16 protein-coding genes and 1 pseudogene are annotated in these 22,697 nt (G+C 62.6%); 6 read left to right on the forward strand and 11 right to left on the reverse strand.

What is annotated here, in order from left to right:
* The 3 genes and pseudogenes from CKO27_RS24675 to CKO27_RS20235 all read left to right on the forward strand — a co-directional run.
* Window positions 1–121: pseudogene (locus CKO27_RS24675) on the forward strand (IS701 family transposase); the annotation flags it as partial.
* Between the two features lie 302 nt (window positions 122–423).
* A complete protein-coding gene (gene pap, locus CKO27_RS20230; RefSeq protein WP_200376734.1) occupies window positions 424–2,001 on the forward strand; it encodes a polyphosphate:AMP phosphotransferase in 1,578 nt (525 codons plus the stop codon).
* Between the two features lie 71 nt (window positions 2,002–2,072).
* Window positions 2,073–3,533 carry a DUF4139 domain-containing protein gene (locus tag CKO27_RS20235; RefSeq protein WP_200376735.1) on the forward strand — a complete coding sequence of 487 codons (1,461 nt, stop codon included), beginning with the start codon at window positions 2,073–2,075 and terminating at the stop codon, window positions 3,531–3,533.
* Between the two features lie 17 nt (window positions 3,534–3,550).
* Here the strand turns inward: CKO27_RS20235 and epmA are convergent, their stop codons facing one another.
* Window positions 3,551–4,606: an EF-P lysine aminoacylase EpmA gene (gene epmA, locus CKO27_RS20240; RefSeq protein WP_200376736.1), complete on the reverse strand. Its 1,056-nt coding sequence runs from the start codon at window positions 4,604–4,606 to the stop codon at window positions 3,551–3,553.
* A complete protein-coding gene (gene efp / locus CKO27_RS20245; RefSeq protein WP_200376737.1) occupies window positions 4,603–5,175 on the reverse strand; it encodes an elongation factor P in 573 nt (190 codons plus the stop codon). The genes epmA and efp overlap by 4 nt, the downstream gene beginning before the upstream one ends.
* Window positions 5,176–5,209: 34 nt before the next feature.
* Here efp and epmB point away from each other — a divergent pair, with 34 nt between their 5' ends.
* On the forward strand, window positions 5,210–6,217 hold the full coding sequence (gene epmB / locus CKO27_RS20250; protein WP_200376738.1) for an EF-P beta-lysylation protein EpmB: 1,008 nt from the start codon (window positions 5,210–5,212) through the stop codon (window positions 6,215–6,217).
* A gap of 106 nt (window positions 6,218–6,323) precedes the next feature.
* The gene (locus CKO27_RS20255; protein WP_200376739.1) at window positions 6,324–8,408 is read left to right on the forward strand and encodes an EAL domain-containing protein; all 2,085 of its coding nucleotides are present in this window, start codon (window positions 6,324–6,326) and stop codon (window positions 8,406–8,408) included.
* Between the two features lie 10 nt (window positions 8,409–8,418).
* On the opposite strand, the gene CKO27_RS20260 is transcribed toward CKO27_RS20255, so the two are convergent.
* Complete coding sequence (locus CKO27_RS20260) at window positions 8,419–8,823, reverse strand: hypothetical protein (RefSeq protein WP_200376740.1); 405 nt, start codon at window positions 8,821–8,823, stop codon at window positions 8,419–8,421.
* A gap of 265 nt (window positions 8,824–9,088) precedes the next feature.
* Here CKO27_RS20260 and CKO27_RS20265 point away from each other — a divergent pair, with 265 nt between their 5' ends.
* Window positions 9,089–11,272, forward strand: a complete 2,184-nt coding sequence (locus CKO27_RS20265; RefSeq protein ID WP_200376741.1) for an AAA family ATPase — start codon at window positions 9,089–9,091, stop codon at window positions 11,270–11,272.
* 35 nt (window positions 11,273–11,307) lie between these two features.
* Here the strand turns inward: CKO27_RS20265 and CKO27_RS20270 are convergent, their stop codons facing one another.
* The 8 genes from CKO27_RS20270 to CKO27_RS20305 all read right to left on the reverse strand — a co-directional run bounded on the left by CKO27_RS20270 (window position 11,308) and on the right by CKO27_RS20305 (window position 22,383).
* A complete protein-coding gene (locus CKO27_RS20270; RefSeq protein ID WP_200376742.1) occupies window positions 11,308–12,519 on the reverse strand; it encodes an outer membrane beta-barrel protein in 1,212 nt (403 codons plus the stop codon).
* 53 nt (window positions 12,520–12,572) lie between these two features.
* Complete coding sequence (locus tag CKO27_RS20275; RefSeq protein ID WP_242471039.1) at window positions 12,573–13,106, reverse strand: polysaccharide biosynthesis/export family protein; 534 nt, start codon at window positions 13,104–13,106, stop codon at window positions 12,573–12,575.
* Window positions 13,107–13,334: 228 nt separating this feature from the next.
* Window positions 13,335–14,279 carry a 5'-nucleotidase gene (locus tag CKO27_RS20280; RefSeq protein WP_200376744.1) on the reverse strand — a complete coding sequence of 315 codons (945 nt, stop codon included), beginning with the start codon at window positions 14,277–14,279 and terminating at the stop codon, window positions 13,335–13,337.
* Window positions 14,280–14,325: 46 nt separating this feature from the next.
* The gene (locus CKO27_RS20285; RefSeq protein WP_200376745.1) at window positions 14,326–14,850 is read right to left on the reverse strand and encodes a hypothetical protein; all 525 of its coding nucleotides are present in this window, start codon (window positions 14,848–14,850) and stop codon (window positions 14,326–14,328) included.
* A gap of 132 nt (window positions 14,851–14,982) precedes the next feature.
* A complete protein-coding gene (locus CKO27_RS20290) occupies window positions 14,983–15,615 on the reverse strand; it encodes a nucleotide-binding protein (protein ID WP_200376746.1) in 633 nt (210 codons plus the stop codon).
* Between the two features lie 50 nt (window positions 15,616–15,665).
* A complete protein-coding gene (locus CKO27_RS20295; protein ID WP_200376747.1) occupies window positions 15,666–16,436 on the reverse strand; it encodes a hypothetical protein in 771 nt (256 codons plus the stop codon).
* Between the two features lie 885 nt (window positions 16,437–17,321).
* The gene (locus CKO27_RS20300) at window positions 17,322–21,206 is read right to left on the reverse strand and encodes an efflux RND transporter permease subunit (RefSeq protein ID WP_200376748.1); all 3,885 of its coding nucleotides are present in this window, start codon (window positions 21,204–21,206) and stop codon (window positions 17,322–17,324) included.
* A gap of 34 nt (window positions 21,207–21,240) precedes the next feature.
* A complete protein-coding gene (locus CKO27_RS20305; RefSeq protein WP_200376749.1) occupies window positions 21,241–22,383 on the reverse strand; it encodes an efflux RND transporter periplasmic adaptor subunit in 1,143 nt (380 codons plus the stop codon).
* Between the last annotated feature and the right edge of the window lie 314 nt (window positions 22,384–22,697).

Consider the following 22,697-nt stretch of genomic DNA (forward strand, 5'->3'; position numbering starts at 1 on the left):
GCTCGAATGCCTCAAGCGGGCCCACAAGCTCAACCATTTCGCACTCCGCGCGAAGCTCTATGTCGAGGCGCTTCAGCATGCTTTCGGCGAACTCAGGCGCTTGAAAGCGGCGGCTGCGTAACATCAGTTATATATCTCAGCTATCAATCCATCATTTCAGCGCGGAATGCTGATCCGCGTCGAGCACGGGATCGCGGCCGATCCCGACCGGAGGTTGATCGATCCGTTTCCCGAGGACGTGGACGCCTAGCTCGCCGAGTCGGGATTCAGCCCTGGTTTGAAGGACCGGCCATTCCGTCAGGGATTCGTGGCTATACGGACTGTATTCCTGCTGGCCCGAGCCAGGCGCCCATGAGCCGGCGCCCTCCCCGTCCGATCCTTGCTAGACTGCGCCACGAACCCGTTCCGACGAGGAGATGAGGCATGTTCGAGGCAACGAAGGTCGGTCGCTCGGTCAGCAAGGAAGATTACAAGGAGCAGCAGGAGGAACTGCGCACCCAACTTCTGGCGGTCCAGCGCGACCTCAAGGAGTCCAATGTCCCGGTGATCGTCCTGGTCTCGGGCGTCGAGGCGGCCGGTAAGGGCGAGGTGGTCAACCGGCTCAACGAGTGGCTGGACGCGCGCGGCGTGCAGACCTTCGCCTTCTGGGACGAATCCGACGAGGAACGCGAGCGTCCGCGCTACTGGCGTTTCTGGCGCTCCATGCCCGCGCGCGGGGAGATCTCGATCCTGTTCGGCGGCTGGTATCAGACACCGATCGAGCACCGCTTTCGCGGACACTGCACCGATGCCGAACTGGACGGGGAACTGAATCGCATCGTCGATTTCGAGCGGATGCTGATCCAGGACGGCGCCCTGATCGTCAAGTTCTGGTTCCACATGTCCGAGGCGGATCAGAAGGCGCGACTGAAGGAGCTGTCACGCGACGACAAAAGCCGCTGGAAGATGCTGCCTGAGAAGAGCAAGTTCTCCGAGCACTACGCGGCCTTCGAGCAGGTCGCCGAGCGGGTCATCCTACATACCGACTGTGGCGTTTCGCCCTGGTATCTGATCGAGGCCGGCGACCGCCGCTACCGCGACCTGACCGTTGGCAAGACCCTGCTGCACGCCATCCGCTCCCGGCTTGCCGAGGCCAGTCCGGAGGATCAGGGCGGCGCTCTGACCAGCCCCGAGCTGCCGAGCAGCACCAGCGCCCAGATCACCCTGCTGGACCAACTGGATCTCTCGCGAAGCCTCACCCGCGACGACTATCGCTCCGAGATCAAGCGTCTCCAGACCGAGATCAACGAGCTGGCCTGGACCGCCTACAACAAGAAACGCTCTGCCGTGCTGGTGTTCGAGGGCATGGACGCGGGCGGCAAGGGCGGCGCCATCCGGCGCATCACCCATACCGTCGACGCGCGACTCTACCGCGCCATCCCGGTCGCCGCCCCGACCGACGAGGAGAAGGCGCACCATTATCTCTGGCGCTTCTGGCGCCACATTCCGCGCGCCGGGCGCATCACCATCTACGACCGCTCCTGGTACGGCCGGGTCCTGGTGGAGCGGGTCGAGGGCTTCGCCGCCGACGCCGAATGGCGACGCGCCTACTCCGAGATCAATCGCTTCGAGGAGCAACTGGTCGACAGCGGCGTCATCCTCATCAAGTTCTGGATCCACATCAGCCAGGACGAGCAGTTGGCACGTTTCAAGGACCGCGAGGACGTCCCCTACAAACGCTACAAGATCACCGCTGACGACTGGCGTAACCGCGAAAAATGGCCGCACTACAAGGAGGCCGTCAACGAGATGGTCGTGCGCACCAGCACCAAGCACGCCACTTGGACCCTGATCGAGGGCAATGACAAGCCCTATGCGCGGGTCAAGGTTCTGCGCACTATTTGTGACACCCTGGCCGAGGCGCTCAAGGGCGATCCGGTCCCCACCGCCGGCTATGTGCCCTGTGGCGAGAAGCGGATCGAGGAAGCCAAGCCCGCGAAGACGGGGAATGGCGGCGGTTGATCCGGGTGCCGCTCAGGATCGCAACCCCGCCCAGGTTTAACCACCCACGCACAAGAGAGGACAGCATCCCCATGCCAGCCCGCCAACCCTTCGCGACGCCTCCGATACCAGGCCACCGACGCGCGCTCGCGGCCTTGATCCTCGCTTCACTGACCTTTCCCGGAGCCGCCATGGACCAGGAACAACGGATCGACGACTCGGCCCGCCAGTCGCTCGCGGTCACCATCTATAACGACGACCTGGCCCTCATCAAGGACCAGCGGCGGGTGCGGCTGGATAAGGGCGAGAATCGGCTCGCCTGGCGCAACGTCTCGGTGCGGATCCGTCCCGAGACGGCGCTGCTCAACGAGCGTTCGGGCGCGCTCGGTCTGACCCTGCTGGAACAGAATTTCGATTACGACCTGCTCACGCCCGCGAGCCTGCTGAAGAAATATCTGGGGCGCGAGATCGAGGTGGTCCGCACCAACGACGCGGGCGAGCGAACCGCAGAATCCGCGACCGTGCTGGCGGTCAACGAGGGTCTGGTGCTGCGCTATGCCGACCGCATCGAGACCCAGGTGGTCGGTCATCTGGCGTTTCCCGACGTACCGGCGGATCTGCGCGATCAACCCACCCTAGTCCTGCATCTTCAATCGGGCCAGGCTGGCGAGGGAACGCTGGAGCTGTCCTATCTGACCGGTGGGCTCTCCTGGAAGGCAGACTACGTGGCCGATCTGGCCGAGGATGCCCAGACGATGAACCTCAATGGCTGGGTGACCCTGACCAACGCCAGTGGGGTCGCCTATCCGAAGGCCCGGTTGCAACTGGTCGCAGGGGAGGTCAACCGAGCGGTGGCGGCCATGCCAATGATGGAAATGCGGGGCATAGCGATGGCGGCCAGCCCGCCCATGCCGGCGGAGGAGAACCTGGCCGAATATCATCTCTATACCCTGCCCCGCCCGACCGACATCCTCGATCAACAGACCAAGCAGGTGGCGCTGCTGGCCGCCGCGCGGGTGCCGGTGACCAGGGAGCTGGTCGTCCAGGGTCAGGCGCACACCTATAGCGAGGGCGCGGGCGATGGCTGGAGCAAGCGGCCGGTCGAATCCATGCTCAAATTCGTCAACCGCGATGGCGATCTCGGAATACCCCTACCCAAGGGCGTGGTCCGGGTCTATTCGAAGGACAGCCAGGGTCACGCCCAATTCATCGGCGAGGACGGCATCGACCACACCCCGAGGAACGCGACCCTGAACCTCAAGCTGGGCGAGAGCTTCGACGTAACCGCGCGCCGCAAGCAGACCGCCTTCAAGAAGCTCGGCGGCTCGGGCGCCTACGACTATGCCTATGAGGCGAGCTTCGTGATCGAGCTGAAGAACGCCAAGTTCGAGCCTGTCCAGGTGCTAGTGCGCGAGACCATCCCCGGCGATTGGTCGATGACCCAGGAAAGCCTGCCCCACGTCAAGGAGGCGTCCAACCTGGCGGCCTGGACGGTCGAGGTTCCGGCCGATGGCGAGGTTACGCTGAGCTGGCGGGTCCAGGTCCGGCATTGAGGGCGGGCGAGCCGCCGTCAGGCGCGCTCGATCGGGAAGCTCAGGACGGCGTCGATGTGCTCGGCGCCGGTCGCGATCATCAGCAGCCGATCGAGCCCTAGGGCGACACCGGCGCATTCGGGCATCCCGGCCTCGAGCGCCGCCAGGAAACGGGCATCGAGCGGTGGTTCGGGCCGCCCCTGGGCGCGTCGCGTCGCCAGATCGGCGAGGAATCGCGCCCGCTGCTCGTCGGCGTCGATCAGCTCGCCAAAGCCGTTGGCCAGTTCGATACCCTGGATGTAGAGCTCGAAGCGCTCGGCGACCGGCGGCTCGTCCGGTCGTACCCGCGCCAGCGCCGCCTGACTGGGCGGGTAGTCCTGAAGGAAGCTCATGCCGTCGCGGCCCAGCCTGGGCTCCAGAGAGTGGCTGAGCAGCAGATCGAGCCAGCCGTCACGGTCCAGATCCAGTCCATCCGCGTCGGCGATTCCGGCGACTCGGGCGGCGGCGCGCAGCTCGCCGATGTCCGCCCGCCAGGGATCCAGACCAAGACCCTCGCGAAACAGATCGCGGTAGCGGATATGTTCGACCGGCATCCTGGGACGATCCAGCGCCGCGCGAACGAGCGCGGCGACCTCCTCCATCAGACGGCGATAATCCCAGCCAGGCCGGTACCACTCCAGCAGGCTGAACTCCGGGTGATGGCGTCGGCCCCGCTCCTCGTCGCGAAACACCTTGCAGATCTGGTAGATGGGACCACTGCCGGCGGCCAGCAGCCGTTTCATGTGAAATTCGGGAGAGGTCTGGAGATAGAGCGGACGCTCCGAGCCGAATCCGGCGATCGAGACCCCTGTCGAGAGACTGGCGAGGGCGGGATCCGTGACGGCGGACCGGGAGAGGATGGGCGTCTCCACCTCCAGCACACCCGCGTCCAGGAAGAAGCGCCGGAGTCGGGCGTGGAGATCGGCCCGGGCCTGGAGCGCCGAGCGGGAGGCGCTGGGGAGCCAGTCGGTCTCGCGATCCTGGGTCCGGGACGATCCGGACTCGCCAGGAATCCCGGACGTCGGACGACGTCCGGGCGATGAATCCGATCTCATGCTTCCTTGGCGCGCGAGACGTATTCCCCGGTGCGGGTATCGACCTTGATCAGCTCGCCCGACTGCACGAAGAGCGGCACCCGCACCACGGCGCCGGTCTCCAGCGTCGCCGGCTTGCCGCCACCGCCGGAGGTGTCACCCTTGAGACCCGGATCGGTCTCGGTGATCGCGAGCACCACGAAGTTGGGTGGCTCGATGGAGAGCGGCGCGCCGTTCCACAGGGTCATCTTGCACATGTCCTGCTCCTTGATCCACTTGGCGGCCTCGCCCACCGCCGCCGCCCCGGCGATCATCTGCTCGTAGCTCGCCGGATCCATGAAGTGCCATTCCTCCCCGTCGTTGTAGAGGTACTGCATGTCGGTATCATGCACGTCGGCCGCCTCGACGGTGTCCCCGGACTTGAAGGTCTTCTCGACCACCCGACCGGTCTTGAGGTTGCGCACGCGGACGCGATTGAAGGCCTGACCCTTGCCAGGCTTGACGAACTCGTTCTCGACGATGTTGTACGGATCCCCGTCCAACATGATCTTGAGCCCGCCCTTGAATTCATTGGTGCCGTAATAAGCCATGTCATCCTCGTTTCATGTCAAGCTAAACCCGCCAATGTTACCGCGAAGGGGGATCGATTGTCAGACCGACGCATGGAAGCGCGAGTTGGCCCGGTCCTTTACCCAGGTGGACGCCCTGCTCGCCTTCCTTGGCCTCGACCGCGCCGATGTCCCTGGACTGGATCCTGAACCAGGCCCCTTCGGTATCCTGGTGCCACGCGGGTTCGCCGCCTTGATGGCACGGGCGGATCCGGGCGATCCACTGCTGCGTCAAGTGCTGTCCCTGAGCGCCGAGCGCGCCCAGGTCGCCGGATATGTCAGGGATCCGGTCGACGACGCCTCGGCCGAGCAGCGCCCTGGTCTGCTGCGCAAGTATTCGGGGCGGGCCTTGCTGGTCACGACGGGCGCCTGCGCCATCCATTGCCGCTATTGCTTCCGCCGACACTTTCCCTACCAAGACCTGGGACCGAGCCAAAGCCGCTGGGACAGGGCACTGACCGAGATCGCCAGGGACGAGACCCTGACCGAGGTTATCCTGAGCGGCGGCGATCCGCTAATGGTCGAGGACGGAGCGCTCGCCGATCTGGCGCGTCGGCTCGCGGGGATCGTGCACCTGCGCCGCTGGCGTCTGCACAGCCGACTTCCGGTCGTTCTGCCTTCACGGATCACCGATCGATTAGGCGCGATCCTGACACAGGGACGACTCCCGACCGTCCTGGTCATCCACGCCAATCATCCCCGTGAATTGGGCGAGGAGGCCCGCGAGGCGCTTCTGAGACTCGACGTCGCCGGGGTGACACTCCTGAATCAAAGCGTGTTGCTGCGCGGGGTCAACGACGACGCCGGCACATTGATCGATCTCAGCGAACGTCTGTTCGACTGCCGTGTCCGGCCCTACTACCTCCATCGGCTGGACCCGGTCGAGGGAGCCGCGCATTTCCAGGTGAGCGAGCACGAGGCGATGCGTCTGATCGAGACCATGCGTGGACGGATGCCGGGATATCTGGTACCCAACCTGGTCCGGGAGATCCCCGGTGCCCCGTCCAAACAGCGGGTTGCCTGAGGGGAATGTCATAAAATCTCGCATGACTCGGCTTTCCCTTTCCCTTCCTGGCCGGGAGGACCGATAATCCAAGACCAGCGATGGCTAGGATTTCCATAACGTCAGCATGCCCACGCACATTCAAAAACCAACGTTGCTCATCATCAGCTCGGAAAACAGCGAGGCCGAACGCCTCATGGGCGTGCTTCGCGAGGCGGGCCTGGCGGACCGAAGCGTGTCGATTCCCAATGCCGAGCGACTCGACAAGGTGGTCATGGAACGCGACTGCGACATGATCCTCTGCCTTGGTTATGACCGTGACGTGGATCCGAATAGCGTGTTCGCGGCCCACGCCAAGCTCAAGACGGACATTCCGTTGATTCTGATCGCCGATCCCGAGACCTGGGAGGGCGACCTCGCCAAGGCGCGCCGCGCACGCGCGCGCGGCGTCGCCAAACGAGGCGACCATGAGCACCTGAAACTGATCATCGCGCGCGAGAGCGCCGATCTGGCCGGACGCCGGGAGGCCAGCGACCTGACCGCCAGGCTCAGGAACTGCGAGGACAGCACACTCAAGCTCATCGAAGTGGCCAGCGCTGGCGTGGCCTTCGTTCAGGATGGCCTGCATGTGGAGGTCAACCCGTCCTACGTCCGCCTCTTTGGATACGCCTCGACCGACGATGTCCTGGCGACGCCCTTCCTCGATCTCTTTCCCTCCGAGCAGCACAAATCCATCCGTGAACTGCTCAAGACCGGCGATTCATCCGGCCCGATCGGATCCTCGACGATCGATGTGAGCGGGCGGCGGGCCGACTCCAGCGTATTTCGGGCGCGCCTGCTGGCCTCCCCGTCCGAGTTCGACGGCGAGCCCTGCGTGCGCATGGTGTTTCAGCCGATCGAAATCCCGGCCACCCGAGAGGTTTCAGGCGTCGAGCCACGCAAGCTCGCGAGGGCGACCGGGCTCGATGGTCTGATCGCCGAGATCGAGACCCATATCGGCGCGGACCGGATCGTGGAACGTCCCTTCGCCATTTTCTTCATCCGGATCATCAAGGGCGGCGAACTGCTGCGGGACATGGGTCTATCGCTTGGCCTCGAATTGCTCGACGAGTTCGGTTCCATACTCTCCTTCGTCATTGACGAACGCGGCTTCCTGTCGCGTCTGAGCGACGAGGGATTCGGCCTCGTCGTCGATGGACTGGATGAATTGGGCGCCAAGGCGCTCGCCGGCGAGTTGACCGAAAAGGCGCGCCTGCCGGCGCGCGCGGCCGGTCAGGACAGCACCACGCCCGACTGCGAGATCGGCTATTTCCTGGTGCACGACCGAGCCTCGGCCGCCGAGGACATCATCAACGCGGCCTATCGGCTCTGCATCGGCCACGAATACACGGATCAAGACCACTCCGCCGGGCAGCAGACACCCACCTCCCTGGCCGCCCGCGTCAAGCAGGACGACGAGGATGGGGACGCGGCGATCGCCAGGAAGATCGAATACGCCCTGCGCAACAACCAGCTCAAACTGGTCTATCAGCCCATCATCAGTCTCATGGGAGACAACCAGGAGAACTACAGCGTCCTGCTGCGCCTGCTCGATGAAGAGGAGAATCTGCTCGAGGCCAAGGATTTCATTGGACCGGCGATTCGCCGTGGCCTGATCGAGGAGGTGGACAAATGGACCATCCGGGCCGCCATCGAGGTCATTGGCGAGCAGCGCCGCGCCGGCCACAACCTGAGCCTCTTCATCAATCTCTCCGAGGATACCTTCAGAAATCCCAGCATCATCTTGTGGATCTGTGATTGTCTGCGCGAATTCGATGTCCGGGGCAACTGGCTGACCATTCAGTTTCAGGAAGAACTGGTCGTGGGGAACCTGGCCAGCATCGGCAAGCTGGTCGAGACGCTCAAGAAGATCAAATGCCGGGTCGCCATCAATCGATTCGGCGTCACCGACCGACCGGAGATGTTGCTACAGGGACTCTCGCTCGACTTCGTGCTCATGAAGCCGACCTTCGCCCAAGGCTTGGCGGATGACGCGAACAAGCAGCAACGATTGCTGCAACTCGCCACGCTGGCCCGCGAATTCAACGTCAAGAGCATCGTGACCGGCGTGGAGGACGCCCGCGCCCTCACGGTGCTCTGGACGGCGGGTGTCGATTACGTCCAGGGTAATTTCCTGCAACGTCCATCGCCGACCCTGGAGGTCCATGCCTAAAGCCCTGGCCTCAGCGACGCGAATCGGGAAAACCGAATCTCCGGCCCTGGACGCTCGCCGGCGGCCCGCTTCGCTTGAACAAGCGGCTTCCGAGCAGGGTGTTGGACGAATTGTCCAGGCGCGTGGATAGGCGGCTGGACTGGATCCGGCGTGTTTGCGGCATGGGTCGTTGCGGGGGCGGCGCCGAAATCCTCAAACTGGGATCCACCGAGTCCTCGCCGCGGTCGGCCACCCGAAGAATCATCGTCCCGAGCGCATGGGCCGGCACCGGATCCAGCGCGCGGTCTTCCCGGATGACGGAAGCCGCGACGGGCGTTGAACCAGCCAACGCCGGGGCCGCCCCGACAAGTTCCCCGGCATGGGACGCCATGGACGCCAGCGCCAGCATCGGTGGGATGAATCGAATAAGACGCATAGGCTCGCCTTGAATGCTTTACACCAGAAATCTATTCGCCAAGGCGATTATCCGCCACCTGACCAAGCACTGAAAAACAACACTGAATTTCCCACCAAAGGCCCGAGCCTGACCACTTCACTATTGAAGACGCGCACGCCCTCGGGGGAAAAGATCTTCTACGGAAGAAAGGCATTTTGTTAGACTAGCGCTCTGCAATCGCGGCTTCCTTGACCGACGACCAGGATCAATGGATGTTCTTGCTTCTTCCCCAGGAACCTGAAAGATGTACGAATCCTTTTTCGGCCTGAATGAAAAGCCCTTCTCACTCCTCCCGGATCCAGGGTTTTTCTATCTCAGCAAAATACATCAGGAAGCGCTGACACTCGTCGAATATGGGCTGTACAACCAATCCGGATTCACCGTTCTGACGGGCGAAATCGGCTCGGGCAAGACCACCCTGATGCGCTATCTGCTCGACCGGCTCGACCAGGACTTGACCGTGGGACTCATCTCGCACACCCATCAGTCCCTGGGTCAGATCATGGATTGGGTCTGCGTCGCCTTCGATATCAAGGTCCAGGCGGGCGACAGAATCGCGCAGCATCAGGCCTTCGTGGACTTTCTTCTCGATGAGTACCGGAAAGGGAAAAAGACCCTGCTCATCATCGACGAAGCGCAAAACCTCGGGTTGGACAAGCTTGAGGAGATCCGGCTCCTATCCAACATCAATGCCGATAAGGATCTGGTGCTCCAACTCCTGCTCCTTGGACAGCCTCAGCTTCGCCAGCAACTGCGCCAGCCAGAACTCGAACAATTCGTGCAGCGTGTATCGGCCTCCTACCACCTGGGCCGGCTCAACGCGGAGGAAACATTTTACTACATCCGGCATCGTCTGAAGATTGCCGGCGGTCAAAAAACGATTTTCACGCCGGACGCCTGTCATGCCGTCTTCCATTACAGCAATGGCATTCCCCGCATCATCAATCTGATCTGCGAAACCGCGCTGGTCTACGCCTATGGCGCCGGGACAAAGACGATCACCGGCAAGGCCATCGACCAGTTCATCCGATCCGATTCATCGCATCTGCTGTTCGCGATCGAGGGCGAGGAACGCCCCCCACGGCCCGAATACAAGGGAACCCTCCCCGACGTCACCGACATCGATTCGGAAAATGGAGAGGCCGAATCCGACGCGCGAGCGCGCGAGGACGAGGCGACCGTCGCGACCGCGCGGCAGGATCCGCCCCCACACTCCGAGGCCACACAGCCCCCCGCGCGCGCGGAGCCGGCAACGACGATCAGCGCCATCGCGCCAGCCCCGGTCGCGGCCTTCGACGCCACGCGGCCAGTGGAGCGTCTGGATGTGGACGCGAACGTCGCGCCGAGGCTGCATACCGAGTCCGAACTGGTGGCGGCGAACGCCTCGCCCGACACTCGGGATCGGAGCCACCCAGCCGACGGGGACAGTAGAGATGTGTCGATCGCCAAACTCATCGAATCGGCGGGTATCTCGAGGAGATGGACGGCGGAAATCGTCGCGGTCGCCGCAGGGCTCCTGATGGGCGCCGGTCTGGTTGGCTGGTATATCCAGCACCAAGACTCGCGACCAAGCCAGATCGAGGACGATCGCCAGAAGGCCGAGCCGATCGCAGGGACCATGACGCCCACGACGCCGGAACCATCGCCGGCGGCCGTCGAGCCTCCAGAGAGCCCCCCGACCGCCGAGCAAGGCAAAGACGCCATCCCGCTAGAGGCCGGGATGGCCGCGAACGAAGGCGAACCATCCGATCCCGGCGCCATGCCTTCGTCCGTTCCCGAATCCGAATCATCGGATCCAGCGTCCAGCCTGGATACAGGCACGGATCCAAGGGTCGCCATGGGCCCGTCCGAAGGGCTGGAAAACGCGGGCCGGGAGCCATCGACCGAGGGCCTCGGCGTGCTATCGCGTAACGAGCCCCCCAGCAGCGAGACCGGCCAGGTGGAACCCGAATCCGAAGCCCGGAACAGCGGCGATTCACCAGCCGGGGAGCCGGATGGCGCCGACCGCCTGAACGACATCGAGCGTCGCCTGACGGACCTGTCGGTCAGCGTCGAAAGGCTGGGGACAGGACAGCTCAGGGTCGATTTCTCGCGACTCATTCAGTTCCCGGATGGAAGCACCGAACTCGATACCGCCGCCCGCACCCTACTCGATCAATTCGCGACCATCCTGGCGGACAACGACAGGTTTCGGGCTCGCGTCATCGCGCATACGGATAGCAAGGGTTCCAGGGCCAATAATCAGGCGCTCTCGGCCAAACGAGCCGCGGCGGTCGCCGGATTCATCGAGCGTGACGGCGTACCCGGATCGCGCATCAATCACGAGGGGAAAGGTGAAGACGAAATGAAACTCACCCCGGAAAAGGAAAAAGAACTTGGACCCTGGATCAACCGGCGTATCGAAATCGATTTGATCGAGACGCCTTGAAGATCTCTCGAACGCTTGCCGTGGCCGTGAAAATCCTATTCGAGTAACGACCACCTTCTAAGCGGTTCTCGCGGCAAGCTGTATTGCAGTCCAAGATAGATGGCGTTCGACTCGGCCTCATCGGATCTCGTATCGTATTTCTGCCAGCGATAGCGGTAACCGAGATCGAGGTAGAGCGATTCGGATAGACGGTGACGCAACCTCGGTGAAAAAGACAGATAGTCGCGATCGCTGCTCGATGAGTTGCCGTCCGGAGTACGGTTTTTATAGCCCTCGGCACTGAATGACAGCGTCCATCGCGGCCCGATTGGATAGTCGAAGCTCATCCCCAGGGACGTGGTATCCAGCAATGTCCCGCTGCTGCTCGGCAGCAGTGAGCGATCGGCCTTGAGGTTGAGTTGACCGACCTGGAATGTCTTAGTCAAACTGGTCTCGAATAGCGGACCCGTGTTCTCGGTCTCCTCGATGCCGAACAAGCCCGGGGTCTCCGCCTTGGAGTGCCGCAGACCCGCGAAGGCGCTGAACGTTAGGGTCTCGGAGAGCCGATAATTCGCACCCAGTTCGAATCCATAATTATCGGATTGGGTGTCGACCGTGCTGGCGTCATACTTGTCGTAAGTGACGCGACTGAATCCCTGGGAACGCTCGCTCAGCGAATGGATCAGGGTAAGACCCACCTGTGAAAAGGAATAGTCGAACAAAGGGATAAGTTCGACGTCCTCGTAAGCCACGCCTTGATAGCTGAAGGAGGCTTCGACCTGGGAGCGGGGAGTCAAGGTGTAATTCCAGGACGGACTCAACAGGAATCGCTGACGTCTCTTATTCGCTTGAACAAAACCGGTCGTTGAGACTTCACTGGTCGAGGTAGAATCGTAATTGAATTCACCGTCGAATTTAAAGCGGCTTCGGCCCATTTGGCGGGCGCTCAAGAAACCCAGCATTCCGTCCGTCTCGTCTAGGTCCGAGACCTCCGTGTAGCGCGAGGCTAAAAGCTTCGCGCGTACACCCAATTCGGTTGTCTCGCTGCGCCGCCCCGATTCGACTTCCGCCGTCGCCGTGGCCGCGAACGAGCCGATATTGTTCACCGAACCGAGACGCACGTTATCGTCATACAAGGCCCGAATCGACGCGCTCGGCTCGACGTACCATTGCTCCGCATGGACCGCGGGCGTGGCACCGAGGACAAGACACCAGGCCGCGTACCCCAGCGCACGTCCCTGAATCTGGCTGTTGTCGGTGGATCTCATGAGCTTGATGTAAACCTTGTCCTTGTGGATATCGAATCGAGACCAACGGCTGATCAGGGAACGACGATGACGTCGCCCGACAGCAGCCTGATATTCTGCTCAAGATCCTGTCCGCGCCGAACCTTGTTGTAGTTGAAAGGAATCGATCGCTGCAGGCCATCGATTGTCCGCAATACCTTGATCTTCTTCTCATCGGCGAACGGCGTGAGCCCCCCCGCCATGGCGAGCGCCTGCATCACGGTGATATCGCGCGTCACCAAGGGGAAGTCGCCGGGTTTGTTGACCCGTCCGAGAATGTAAATCCGATTTCCGGGTATCTCTTGCAGGGTCACGGTCACGACCGGATCCGAGATGTATTTCTTAAGCTTTTCCTTCAGCTCAAGGGTCAACCCGCCGACCGTCAATCCCGCCGCCTGGAGATCGCCGGCCAGGGGAAAAGAGATGCCGCCATCCGGGCGCACCAGCACCAACTGCTCAAGGCCCGGCTCCTGCCAGACCGAGACCGCGACGATGTCCCCCGCCTGAAGTCGGTAGCTGTCCGGCGCGATCGGCGCGATCGGCTCCTCGGCGAGAAGGTTGACGGACATCAAACCCATGACCATAAGCCATCCCAGCTTAAGCGCGCTCACGGCCCGGACGACACCTTTGCTTTTCATCTCCAATGACATGACCCTAAAACCTCGACTCCAATAATGTTTAGCTGGAAATTACAACATCGAAAATCAGCCTTTTCCAGCCTCCAGTGACAGGCGAATCCAACCAATATCGACACAAACTCCACGGGAAGCGGATCCACCGGCTCGGCCCGCCATGAACTACATATTCGCGACGCCGTGAGGAACATGTCCGGTCGCGACGTGCAAGCGCGCGGCTTCGCAGTGGTGGCTTTGATCGTCGAAAAAGATATCGGCATCGAAAGCCGCCAGGAAACGCGCCTTGCCGAGTCCGCCGAGGAACAGCGCTTCGTCGATACGAATACCCCAAGCACGCAGGGTGCGGACGACACGCTCGTGAGAGGGCGCACCGCGAGAGGTCACGAGCGCGGTACGCAAGGGCGAGGCTTCCTGCGGAAACAGCGACTGAAGCTGGTGAATGGCGACCAGCAACCCCTTGAAGGGTCCGCCGGCCAGGGGCTCGTGGGCGGAGGCGCTCTCCATCTGATTGAAGGCGGCCAGCCCCTGCTGCCGAAAGAGCCGCTCGGCTTCGTCCGAGAAGAGAACCGCGTCGCCGTCGAATGCGATCCGGACCTGGGCATCGCCGTCGTCGGATGTCGGTGGCGAAGCCGGCAAGACCGTGGCGGCGGCGCAGCCGGCGTCGAGCGCCAATCGAACATCCGCCGGATCCGCCGAGAGAAAAAGATGCGCCCCGAAGGCCGCCACGTAGCGGTAGGGGCTACCCCCTCCGGTAAAGGCCGCGCGACTAATATCCAGTCCGTGATGATGCGCGGACGTCAGAACCCGCAATCCGGTGTCCGAGCTGTTTCGAGACAAGAGGATGACCTCGACTCGCCCACGCTCGCCAAGGGCCTCGTTGAGATTCATCAACTTCCTGACGAGTGGGAAGGCCACGCCCGGTTCCAGGATATCGGACTCATGAGCGACCTGATAGGCGTGATAGGCCTGGACACCCTCAGTTTCAAAGATACGATGGGATTCGCTGAGATCGAAGAGGGCGCGCGAGGAGATCGCGACGATGAGACGAACGGCCCGAGCAGCGTCAAGCCTCTCGCCTGGAAGTGTAATGGGCTGTGACTGGTCCATTGAAATCCATGCCGTGACGAACGCCGTTCGCCCAGGGCTACCAGGGCTACCAGGGCATGAACCAATTCATGAATTGCATCGGACGACTAATGCTCTGATTCATGACGGCCATGTCGTTGCGCATGGATGAGGTCGAGAGCGTCATGTTCTGTATCGCGCGATTCATGTCCTGAATGCTCACCAGCATCGGCTCGAGCGCGTTGACGTCGCGCGCCATGGAATCGACGCTGACAGACATCGATCGGACGCTGCTGCTCATCCGCGAGACATTATCCGACATCGACTGCATGTTGCTGGCGATCACCGTCATATTGGTATCGACGCTGATGGCGAGATAATGCACGTCCTTCGCCAAACTGAAGACCAGATAGAAGCCATAGGCTGCCAGGATAATGAAGGCGAACAGCGACGGATAAACGATAAGTTCCCAGCGTTTCGCGCTGGTTTCGAAGGCCTGCGAGAGTCGGTCGATCGCATAGGCATTGACCTGCGTATCCGTAGCCTCCGAATTCAGTGCCGAGGCGTCGCCGTTGTTGGGCTGATCTCCAGTTGGTATCTCTTTGTCCGGCATGATCGAAGGTACATCCAACCTTTGTTTTAGGAGTCAGCCAGACTGGCTCGGGCGAGCGATCGGCCGATCGGGCAGTCCAGCTTAACAGAATGCCCAACCCGAGCAAGGATGCCGGACCGGCGCGACCAGGCGCTAGCCGACGAGACGCGGATAGAGCCCGGCCACCAGGGCCAGGAACTCGCGGGCCGCCTTGCCCCGCGACTCCAGCTCGAAAACCGCCAATCCCTCGCTGAATGAGCGACGAAAGACCGTCCGCTGCGAGAGACGCGGCTTGATGAAGCGCAGTCCGGGCAGCGAAACCAGGGCGGCGGCCGTCTCATTGGTCTCCTGGACGGCATGATGGGTATCCCCGCGATTGATGAAGCCGATGATCTCCGGCGGGGTATCGCGCTTCACGGAGGCAATCATCTGGATGAAACGCTGGGTCGACCAGATATCGGCCTGGGATGGCGGGACCGGGACCACGACCCGGTCGCACAGAGCCAATGCCTGGCGCAGACTTTCCATATCCGAGGTTCCGACATCGATCAGGGTCTCGTCCGCGGCTCTCAGTCGCTCTTCGTTCAGGGCTTCCTTGCCATGGACCTTGAGCAAGGGCTTGAATCCTTCCTCGTTTCGCACATCGACTACGTCGCTCAGGGTGGCTTGAGGATCGGCGTCCACGAGCAAGACCTTGGCCTCCGCCATGGAGAGCCAAACGGCCAGGTTGAAGGTGAGCGTGCTCTTGCCAGAGCCACCTTTCAGACTTCCGACGATGGTAATCATGATGTGTTTCCGAGGAGGGGTTCCTTCACCCGAGGACCGATCCTGTCTTGTCAGCGTGGCTCGGGCGGCGCGTCCATCTTCGAGTATCCCTCGGGAACCCGAAAGAGATCGTCCGGCTGCGGACCGATCTGGATATTGCCCAGTTCCCTCACGAAGCCGCCCGGAAACTCCTCGCGCACGGAGAGCTTCAGTTGCGGGTCGTACCACTGAAAGGTTTCCACCGGCTGCTGATTGGGCGCCGTGGTCGTCATCCGCCACTTCTCCGCGGCACGCCCACCGATCGATTCGGCCCCGAGCATTTTGAGTTCCATCGACTGACCGTTGGGCATCTGGTACTTCAGCGGCAAGCCGCGCTCGACGTCGATCCACTGTGCGCCCGTCAAGGTCTGACCTTCATTGGTGACGGTCATCTCCCATTTGATCGCCGCGCGGCCACCGACGTCCTCCTCGCCGACCCGCCGACAATTCAATCCCTGAAGCCCTTCGCACGGATTGGTCTCGGCCGAGGGCGTCGGCATCGAAGCCGGCGGCTCCTCGCCCTGCGCGACGGAGCGCTCCATGTAACCCTTCTGATCCGGGAACAGGATCCATTCCATCCGCTTGTCCTGATCATTGATGCGGATGACATCACGACCCTGCTGGGACATCTCGATTCGCATCCGGCTCTCGCCGACATACATCTTGCCCGTCGTCACCTGATCGTTTGGCCCCCGGCTCAGCATATCCGCCGAGAACGGCACGCCAGCGATCCCGGCCTGGGCCGACACCGCGAAGGCGACCGTACCTGCCGCCACCCACTGCAATCGCTTCTGGATTCTCATGTTGCCAATTCTCCTATCATGGTCGGTGATCGCGCTGATCGCTTTATTCAATCCCTTGCCACTCGGATGGCTCTCGCCGAAACGCTCCCTCGGGAAACCATGGCCACTAGCGCCGAGGCCAATCTTCCTGGTTCCAGCCTCCCGGTCGATCGTCGGGAGTCATGGATTCGAACAGATTCGATCGGTCACCCCCGCCGCGCTCCCCGTCCATGGGGCGCCACTTGGAAGTCGAGCCCATGCGCTCTTGCTCCTGCCCCGTGAGTGGCCGGAATCTGAATTCCCCTTGCGGATGGGATGAACCCGCGCGACCTAGCGACAGCGGAGGATCGCCGCGAAAACGATATCCCTGGCGATCGGCGCCAGTCATTCCATCTCGATAAGCCGGATCGGTCCGGCGATCATCGCGCCAGGCTTCACTCGCTCCGTCGGAACGATAATCCCTTGGTGGCGCCTGGGTCGGCGAACCATATCCGGTGTCCTCCCAGGGCCTCGGAGACTGGGGGCCGAATCCGTCCTCGTAGCGAGGCTCGAAACCGGATGGGGTCGTCTGACTTCCAGAACGAAACCCGGAGAGTTCATCGCCCGCGGGACTCGGCGAACCGGACCAGGTTCGCGACGGAGCCGCGTCCTCTGTCCAGCCAGCCGCTTCGTCCGACCAGGAATCCTGGGAAAACCCTTGCTCGATCCCATATGGATTATCGTACCGACCATCGGTCACGCCCTGGTCCGTCGACCATTGAGCCAACGCCCCCCCAGCGAGGGACAGTCCCGCGACCAATAGAAGCCGCTTCATGGCGTTACCTGAGAATCCATCCAAATCAGTTTGGTAGCGTCGGCCAACCAGAACCCCCGTGGCCCGTCGATCGAAAGCCAGGACCAATCCAATTAGTCTTGATCGGAATCCGGCGCGTTGTCGATCTTCAATCGAATCCCCCTTCTCGCCGTCTTCTTTTGAGTCGGCTGTGCCTTTTGACCCTCGTCGGCTGGCGCGGACGCCCCTGGTTCGGAGGCTTTCCCCGTGGTCGTCTTCTTGCTCGCCGTTTTCTTTCCGGTGGCTTTCCTGGTCGCGCTTGTCCCCTGCGTGGACGTCGACTCTGGGGCGGGGCTTACCTGATCCGTCTTGTCCGCCGATGGCGAGGGGACAAGCGGTGCCGATTCGACCTCGGCGCGTTCGGTCGCCTCCGAACGGACCCTCGGCGATGACTTGGATTTAGCCTTGGGCTTCCTCAATCCCTTGAGCGCCTCGAACAACAGGAGAAAAATCCCCCGCACGGCATAGAAAAGCAGCACCAAGACCTCGACCGCCATTCCCCAGACGCGCGATCCCAGACCATTCCGACTCGCTCGCGGCGCCTTCGCGGATCCGCTCTCGACGGGCGCGGTCTCCATCAGACAGGGGATGTCGACCCCCGGAGGCATCGAGGCCGCGGCCACCTTGCACATGTCCTCCTTCGCGGCCACGCAGCCCAGCGGAATCACGATCAGCGTCAGCAGGGTCGACACCAGCACACCCGAAAGCAGCGAGATCGCCATGCCCTGAAAGATCGGATCCGTGATGATCACGCTCGACCCGGCCACCAGCGCCAGGGCCGTGATCAGGATCGGGCGCGTGCGGATCTTGCAGGAGCGGATCATGGCCTCGGCGACCGGCACGCCCTTCTGAATCTCGTGGATGGCGAAATCCACCAGCAGGATCGAATTGCGCACGATGATGCCGGCCAGCGCGATCCAGCCGATCATCGAGGTCGCCGTGAACTCGCCGCCCATGCCCATGGCGAACATGAACGAGTGGGCCGGGATGATGCCGAGCAGGGTCAATGGGATGGGCGCCATGATGACCAGGGGAATGCGGAAGTTACCGAACTCCCAGACCACCAGGATATAGATCAGCAAGAGGGCGACGCCGAAGGCCGCGCCCATGTCGCGGAAGGTCTCGTAGGTGACCGTCCACTCGCCGCCCCACTCCCAGGAGAGCCGATGGCTGTCGGGCGGTGGACCCAGCCAGTGGAAGGCATCGCCGCCCCCCCCGCCCTCGGCCGGCTTGGTCCCGTCGGGAGCCACATAACCCGTCTCGGCCATCCGATCCTGCACCTGAAACATGGCATAGACAGGCGCGGCCAAATGACCGCCGACATCCGCGACGACGTACTCGACCGGGCGCAGATCCTTGTTATAGATGACGTCATCCTCGGGGGTACGTTGAAACTCTCCCAGTTCGCTCAGGGATACCGTATAGCCGAAGGTCGACTGGATCGGCAGATCGCCGAGCCGCTGGATCTGGGAGCGTTCCGCGAGCGGCACCTGGAGCATGATCTGGATCGGCTCGTGCCCGCTTTGCCGACCGCTTTGCTGCTTGATGTCCCCCATGGGCGTACCGCCGAGGGCCATGGAGAGATTCCGGTTGATCGCGTCGACCGAGATCCCGCGGCGAATCGCCTTCTCGGTGTCCACGTTGAAGCGCCAGTAATCGAAGGGATCGCGGAGGTAGTTGTCCACATCGCGCATGCTCTCGGCCTGCCCGAAGATTTCGGTCAGGTCTCGCGCGAACTGGCGACGCGACTCGGACGACGGGCCGTAGATCTCCGCCACCACCGATTGCAGGACGGGAGGTCCGGGCGGCATCTCGACCACCGCGATCCTCGCCCCCGTCCCCTCGTTGATCTCCGCCAGCATCTCGCGCGCCTGCACCGCGATCTGGTGACTGCTGCGCTCCCGCTCCGTCTTATCCTTGAGCTGGACCTGAAGCTCGGCCTGCCAGGGCTCGGTACGCAGATAATAGTGACGCACCATGCCATTGAAATCGAAGGGACGCGCCGTGCCGGCATAGAGTTGGATCGCCGTGACTTCCTCGATCGTCTTGATGCGCTGGGCCATTTTGTGGGCCAGATTCGCCGTCACCGGAAGCGCCGTGCCCTCCGGCATATCGATCACGACCGAGAACTCGGGCTTGTTGTCGAGCGGCATCATCTTGACCGCCACCCAGTTGAAATAGAAGAACGAGCAGGTGAATAGGAAGGTTCCCCAGAGCGTCAGGCGGAAGATCGACCGCTTGCGCGGATTTTCCATCAAGGGCGTCAAGACGCGCCGAAAGAAACGCTCCAGTCGCTCGGCCCCCTTGTGCTCGCGTTTCTCGGCGGCCGTCAGATAGCGCATCGAGGGACGCAGCCATTTGGAGATCGCCAGATAGGGCGTGAAGACGAAGGCGGCGAACAGCGAGATGAACATCGCCACCGAGCCCAGTTTGGGGATCGGCGCCATGTAAGGCCCCATCATGCCGCTGACGAAGCCCATCGGCAGCAGGGCCGCGATCACGGTGAAGGTCGCGAGGATGGTCGGATTGCCGACCTCGCGTACCGCGTCGACCGCCGTCTCGTCATCCGTGCGACCCTCTTCCAGCCAGCGCCGGTAGATGTTCTCGATCACCACGATGGCGTCGTCGACCAGGATGCCGATCGAGAAGATCAGGGCGAACAGACTGACCCGATCGATCGTCATCCCCCAGATCCAGGCGACGAAGACGGTCATGAAGAGCACGACCGGGATGACCAGCATGACGACGATCGCCGGTCGCAGCGCGCGGAACGCCACCAGGACCAGGACGAAGACGAAGAAGGTCGCGATGATCAGCTTGAAGATCAGTTCGTTGACCTTCTGATTGGCGGTCTCCCCGTAGTTGCGGGTGACGCTGACCTCGACGTTGTCGGGGATACGCGAACCCTTGAGTTCCTCGACCCTGGCGATGATGGCGTTCGCCACCGAAACGCCATTGGTCAATTCCTTCTTGGCGATCGCCAGGGTAACGGCGGGGCGTCCGTCCGCGCGCTCCCCGGTCTCGGCGGCGGGGCCGGTGTAATAGGTGACCAGCTTGGAGGCGTCCTGCTCCGGACCCAAGGAGATGTCGGCGACATCGTGCATATAGACGGGCACGCCGTTGAAGGTGCCCACGACCAGCCGACTGATATCCTCGACGCCCGACAGGAAGGCGCCGGTGGTCACCGAGAAGCGCGCGCCACTGACCTCGACCCCGCCCGCGGTGGTCTCGGCGTTGGCGCTCTTGAGGGTCTCGGCCACCTGATCGAGACTGATCCGATAGCCGGAAAGACGCTCGGGCCAGACGTTGACCGTGACCTGCTCGCGGCGCCCCCCGACGATGAAGGCGTTGCCGGTATTCTTGACCTGCTTGATCCCCTGGAGGACGTCCTGCGCCAACAGACGCAATTGGGCGTCGTCGACGTCCGAGGAGCCGTCGCCATCCAGATCCCGCGACCAGAGCGTGAGGGTGACGATGGGGACGTCATCGATGCCCTTGCTGCGCACCAGCGGCGGCAGAACCCCCGGAGGGATCTTGTCCATGTTGGAGGCGAGCTTGTCGTTCACCTTGACCAGGGACGGCCCCATCGGCTCGCCGACGTCGAACTCGATGGTGACCAGGCCCTGTCCGCGCTGGGAGGCGGAATAGACGTGCTTGATTCCCGGAATCTCGCTCATGATCCGCTCGAGCGGCTGAATGGCGAGATTGGCGACCTGCTGAGCGGAGGCCCCCGGATACTGCACCATGATGTCGATCATGGGCACCGAGATCTGGGGGTCTTCCTGGCGCGGCGTCAGAATCAGGCCGAGCAGGCCCATCATGAGCATCGCGAAATAGAAGAGTGGGGAGAGTGGAGAGCGAATGAAGAATCGAGCCGTGCGCCCGGCGATTCCCAAATGGTCCTCGTTTAGTGTGCGCGGCGAATCACTGTCCGATCGTGAGGCAAAATCTTGATTCATATCCGATCCAGGTTATCCGGGGTCCAAGCTCGCATCAACGATCCTGGGAACCGCCCTTCGCCCAGCCCGAGGTGACCCCTGGACCAGGATTCGCCAGCACCCGCTCCCCGGCCCTCAAGCCGCTCAACACCGAGACGAAGCCGCCACTGAGTTCCTCGCCGACCCGAATTAGGCGCAGCTGCGGCTCGCCCGACTCGTTCAGGACGTAGACCCCCGGCAGGCTCCCGTTATAGCGCACGGCGCTGCTCGGGATGACCGGACTGGAGCGCGCCGGGGCATTGAGGTCGGGCACCAGCACCTTGGCGTACACGCCCGGTTCGGAGACGCCTTGCGGAAGATCGAACTTGATCTTGACGGTATGCCGCTGCGGATCGGCCACGGGAAAGATCTGAGCCACCCGCACCGGCACCCGGCGGTTGCCCGGATCGATTTCGGCCTGGACCATCTCGCCCTCGCGCAACCCAGGACGCAGCCGGGCGGGTACGTCCACCTCCACCTGGAGATATTCGATATCGGCGAAATTCAACAGCGGCTGACCCGGCTGCATCGTATCCCCGACCTCGACATGCTTCTTGACGATCACGCCGCCGAAGGGCGCGATGCCGCGGGCATCGCGGATCTTGGAGTCCAGCGCCTGCAACTCGGCCTGCAGACGCATCATGGCGCTCTGCGCCTCCTGGATCTGGATGCCGGAGGCATAGATATCGGCGGACCGCTCCGTGCCGCGGTCACGATCACCGACGAAGGATTCGACCGGGCGCGTGAACATCTGATCGAACAGGTTCGGCAGACCCATCCCGCCCGGGGCCGAGCGCGACTGGGGTGAGTAAACTTCGCGATTGAACTGAACGCCAGCGTTACGCAACTGGGCGTCGGCGCTGGACATCTGGGCCAGCAGGGCACGGCGCTTGGCGACCAGTTCCTCGTCGCCGATGGCCACCAGGAGCTTACCCTCCTCGAAGGTATCGCCCTCGCGTCCGGCGATGAAGGTCACCCGCCCCGGAAGCTGCGCGGCAAGCGTGACTTCCTTATAGGGGACGACGGTTCCGCCGAGCGAGACCGTGGGCGCGCCCTGAGCCTGCTGAACCACGAAGGTTTCTCCCGTATCGCCGAACGCCAGGCCGGACCCAAGCGTGAAGACCACGGCGAGCAGGCACGCGGCAGGAGCATATGGCATCTTTGTTCCCATCGGATCGTACACCAATCACTATGTATTGAGACGGTCGCCCGACAGGCGATAACGCGGTCGGAAAAACGACTGTGGACACTTGATGTGTTGAATTACAGGAACCGAGGTCCGTCCCGGTCACTTTAGACTCTCGGGAGATCGGACCCTCGGATACCCAGCGGGTCGCGGCTCACCGCCTGGCCGTTCTCGCGCTGAGATGATGCGACCGCGCACGGCGGCAGTCGCGCGGCACAGTATGCCTTCAGCGCCGCTCGACATTCAAGCCAAGTCGCTCGGCGCGCACCCGCGGCGATGGCCACCGA

The organism is Thiocystis violacea, from assembly GCF_016583575.1.
Taxonomy (GTDB): Bacteria; Pseudomonadota; Gammaproteobacteria; order Chromatiales; family Chromatiaceae; genus Thiocystis; species Thiocystis violacea.

What these genes read in the sequence shown, in the direction of transcription:
- CKO27_RS20255 (WP_200376739.1), top strand. Translation starts at nt 6,324, where the DNA reads ATGCCCACGCACATTCAAAAACCAACGTTGCTCATCATCAGCTCGGAA.
- CKO27_RS20285 (WP_200376745.1), bottom strand. Translation starts at nt 14,850, where the DNA reads ATGCCGGACAAAGAGATACCAACTGGAGATCAGCCCAACAACGGCGAC.
- pap (WP_200376734.1), top strand. Translation starts at nt 424, where the DNA reads ATGTTCGAGGCAACGAAGGTCGGTCGCTCGGTCAGCAAGGAAGATTAC.
- CKO27_RS20295 (WP_200376747.1), bottom strand. Translation starts at nt 16,436, where the DNA reads ATGAGAATCCAGAAGCGATTGCAGTGGGTGGCGGCAGGTACGGTCGCC.
- CKO27_RS20290 (WP_200376746.1), bottom strand. Translation starts at nt 15,615, where the DNA reads ATGATTACCATCGTCGGAAGTCTGAAAGGTGGCTCTGGCAAGAGCACG.
- CKO27_RS20300 (WP_200376748.1), bottom strand. Translation starts at nt 21,206, where the DNA reads ATGAATCAAGATTTTGCCTCACGATCGGACAGTGATTCGCCGCGCACA.
- CKO27_RS20305 (WP_200376749.1), bottom strand. Translation starts at nt 22,383, where the DNA reads ATGCCATATGCTCCTGCCGCGTGCCTGCTCGCCGTGGTCTTCACGCTT.
- CKO27_RS20280 (WP_200376744.1), bottom strand. Translation starts at nt 14,279, where the DNA reads ATGGACCAGTCACAGCCCATTACACTTCCAGGCGAGAGGCTTGACGCT.
- CKO27_RS20235 (WP_200376735.1), top strand. Translation starts at nt 2,073, where the DNA reads ATGCCAGCCCGCCAACCCTTCGCGACGCCTCCGATACCAGGCCACCGA.
- epmB (WP_200376738.1), top strand. Translation starts at nt 5,210, where the DNA reads ATGTTACCGCGAAGGGGGATCGATTGTCAGACCGACGCATGGAAGCGC.
- CKO27_RS20260 (WP_200376740.1), bottom strand. Translation starts at nt 8,823, where the DNA reads ATGCGTCTTATTCGATTCATCCCACCGATGCTGGCGCTGGCGTCCATG.
- CKO27_RS20265 (WP_200376741.1), top strand. Translation starts at nt 9,089, where the DNA reads ATGTACGAATCCTTTTTCGGCCTGAATGAAAAGCCCTTCTCACTCCTC.
- epmA (WP_200376736.1), bottom strand. Translation starts at nt 4,606, where the DNA reads ATGAGATCGGATTCATCGCCCGGACGTCGTCCGACGTCCGGGATTCCT.
- efp (WP_200376737.1), bottom strand. Translation starts at nt 5,175, where the DNA reads ATGGCTTATTACGGCACCAATGAATTCAAGGGCGGGCTCAAGATCATG.
- CKO27_RS20270 (WP_200376742.1), bottom strand. Translation starts at nt 12,519, where the DNA reads ATGAGATCCACCGACAACAGCCAGATTCAGGGACGTGCGCTGGGGTAC.
- CKO27_RS20275 (WP_242471039.1), bottom strand. Translation starts at nt 13,106, where the DNA reads ATGTCCGTCAACCTTCTCGCCGAGGAGCCGATCGCGCCGATCGCGCCG.